2 protein-coding genes are annotated in these 3,323 nt (G+C 52.9%); one reads left to right on the plus strand and one right to left on the minus strand.

The annotated features are described in order from the left end of the window. Positions 1-284: 284 nt before the first annotated feature. A complete protein-coding gene (locus AS151_RS07495; RefSeq protein WP_071516428.1) occupies positions 285-1,283 on the plus strand; it encodes a sugar transferase in 999 nt (332 codons plus the stop codon). A 15-nt stretch (positions 1,284-1,298) separates the two neighbouring features. Here AS151_RS07495 and AS151_RS07500 read toward each other — a convergent pair whose 3' ends face one another. Beyond that, complete coding sequence (locus AS151_RS07500; protein ID WP_071516429.1) at positions 1,299-3,179, minus strand: caspase family protein; 1,881 nt, start codon at positions 3,177-3,179, stop codon at positions 1,299-1,301. Positions 3,180-3,323: the final 144 nt, after the last annotated feature.

The following is a 3,323-nucleotide window of genomic DNA, read 5'->3' on the forward strand; positions in this document are numbered from 1 at the left end:
TCTTTAAGAAAGATGGCTACGACTATCAAGTCAATAAAAGTCAATTATTGTCCAGTAAATCACCTATTAGGAAGTAGCAGGTGGCAACAACACAAGTGGTTTTAAATCGAGGTATTGAAAGTACGTCCACTGCAGGGTGGAAAAACGCTCGTCGAGGGTCCCTGTTGCCGGGGATGGACTAGCTCATAGCGAATCTCTTCACAGGTACACCCAACGAAGCGAGAACCTCACGAATTCTATTGGTGAGAGTGTCAACAGGGAAAACTTCTCAATCTTGACTTTTTATGAGTGAACCGGCACCAACGGGGGAATTCCACACAATCTCCCGAGGGGATACTACGATTATTGAAATGCCACCGCGTTTAAGCGTCCTGGAAGCGGTGCCTTTTAAGCAAAACTGTCAAGAACTTTTAAATTCCGAACCAGCCACCAAACGTCTCGTTCTGGACTTTCATCGCACCACGTTTGTTGATAGCAGTGGCGTGGGGGCTTTGGTTAATATTTTGAAGCTCGTCCAACAACAAGGTCGAGAATTGGTGCTGCGGGAAGTCCATCGTCCGGTGATGATGGTTTTTTCCGTGACTGGTCTCGACCGCGTCCTGGTCTTTGAGTCGCAACCGGAATCCAGAAGCAGCGAAAATCTTTCCCTCAACCACGAAGACTTTCCCGTTCCCCATCCGTCGGTGCGATCGCGGGTGAAACGGGCAATGGATATTGTTGGCGGTCTGGTAGGCTTGAGCATCACCGCCGTTTTATTTCCTGTCATTGCCATCGCCATCAAACTCGACAGCCCCGGTCCCATTTTCTTCCGACAAATTCGCTGCGGGTTGCTGGGCAAGCGGTTTTGGCTGTGGAAATTTCGCTCCATGTGTGCCGATGCAGAAGCCCGCAAGGGAGAAGTAAAAAATCAAGTCCAAGGCCCCCTGTTCAAAAACGAAAACGACCCGCGCATCACCCGGGTGGGTAAGTTTCTCCGCCGCACGAGCTTGGACGAGCTACCACAATTTTACAATGTTGTCAAGGGGGATATGAGCTTGGTGGGAACCCGACCGCCCACCCCCGACGAGGTGGAACGCTACGAAGTCCCTTCCTGGCAGCGGCTTAATGTAAAACCGGGGATGACCGGGGAATGGCAGGTCAACGGGCGATCGCGAGTGCGCAACTTTGAAGATGTAATTCAGCTCGATTTGCGCTACCAACAACAGTGGAGCTTGCTGTACGATGTCAAGTTAATTCTGAAGACTTTAAAAATCTTCTGGAGCAAAAACACGGGCGCGTACTAACCAATGACCGGATACCTACGATTTTTCCCGCCAAGATGCGATCGCTTTTTGTACCGTCTCGTAATTATCTGCTTCTTCGGGAACCAAAACCGCCGCTTGAATGGCACTTTGATAGTTTTCTTTCTCAGCGCGATCGCTGGCAATTTCCCAAATCGCTTGACTCCAGCGCTGTTGTAACTGTTGGGCTTGGTCGTAGTAAGGCTCTCCAGATTCAATAGCACGCAACTTATTAATGGCACGAATGTAGGAAGAAGCTTGACCATTGCGGGGGATTTTCTGCGCCGCCGCCATAATTTCTTGATTTTCCTGTTGTTTCTCGTAGCGGTCTTGCCACTGAGGCAGTGAAGTTTGGACCTGCTGCTGCAATTGTTCTCGGTCGCGGGGTACCAGCTGCGCCGCCGCCATCGCCCCTTGATAGTCTCCCAACTGCGCCCTTGCTTGTGCTATCTCCCAAATCGTAAGCCCCCAACGGGTAATCGCATCGCTGGCATCGTCAGCAAATGGATGGTCTGCAGGGAGGTTGCGCGCGCTGGCAATCGCCCGGCTAAACTGAGAAGCCTGCACGGCAGCAATAGACTCCAAAGCCGGTACGTCAGGAACAGCATTATCCTTACCTACTTCCGGCGATGTTTCTGGGGCAGGCGTTTCTCCATCGGTGGCTTGCATGCCCACCGCTGTCGACGAAGGTTCCGGGGCTGTTGGTTGCCCGTGTTGGGCATCCTTGTCTTCACTGTTGGTGGGGGCGGTGGGGGTAGCTGGGGCGTTGTTTTCCTCCGTTGGGGTTGCTGTTGTCGGAGTCGCTGCCTCGGATTCGCCCCGGTTACTGGCTGGGGAAACCGCTGCCGGTTCTTGGCGCAGGGTGTATCCCAACAACATCCCCAACAACAAAGCGACCGCTGCTATCCCCGCCACTAAGAAATAATGGGTCACCGTTGCCGGCAACAACCAACGGGAAGATTTCTCTGGCGATCGCGACGGGTCAACTGATAAAGTTTCCTGGGAAGCTATTTTGCCGTTGCTTCCGTTGGTATCCGTTCCCCGTTCGGGGAAAAACAGGGGGACCCCGCCATTGACCACTCCCTGGGCAGGCAAATCGCGAAAAACTGGCTGTTGCAGGGCAACTGATGGTGCCACCAAAATAGGGTCTTGGGGAGGCACGTTGTGGTGGTTGGTCAGCGATCGCATGCGATCGCGCAGGTACGCATACAACTGAGAAAGGGAAATATCGGGATCTTGGGCATAGGCTTCCAGCAGCGCCTGGGTGAAAAATCCGTGTTCTAGGGCTGAGGTTTCCCGGGCAAACTGATTGGGCTTGCTCGATAGCAGCGTCGGTACTCCCAACTGGCGGGCTACCTTCATGGTATCGATGCCCACCAGGTGACCGGAACCAATGCTGGGGGCGCGGTTCATATCCAAAATCACCAAAACCCGATGCCCGGCGATCGCTTTTAAAGCTCCTAGTAAAGCGGGAACAGGAATGCCTGTGGCGCTGATGCGATAGGGATCGCCATCGATGGGCATTAGATAATCCCGGCGATCGCTGGTGGCACCGTAGCCACTAAAAAAAAACCAAACGCGGCGGAAAGATTGGTGTTGTTGCTGGCACAAGTAGTTCAACCAATGTAACAGGTGACTGCGATTGGGATAGGTGGATTCTCCCGCCAGGGGGACCGACGTATCGGAAAATAGCCAGCAGTTCTGTGGGTGGTTAACCCCTCGTTGAGCCAAGCACTCGCGAACCGCCCGAGCGTCGGCTTCGGCGTAGCGCAAAGGCTGGAAAAATTGGTATTGATTGATGCCAATCGCGATCGCAGTTGAAACCCCAGATTGCTTACCATCCGAGACGGGGATTTCTGCTTGCAGTTGCTCGGTGGTATTTTGAGGATATTGGCTCATCCCACATGCCCCTTGTTTCCATTGAAACCACGGTTGCCTACCCTATTTTGTAGCACAAATAGACTAACCTAATCACTGGACAAAAATCGACATTCGTGTTGATTGCGTTCGGTTCGTCCAGCCTTGGTCTCGTAGCAGACTCCG

The organism is Geitlerinema sp. PCC 9228, assembly GCF_001870905.1.
In the GTDB taxonomy this organism is placed as follows: domain Bacteria; phylum Cyanobacteriota; class Cyanobacteriia; order Cyanobacteriales; family PCC-9228; genus PCC-9228.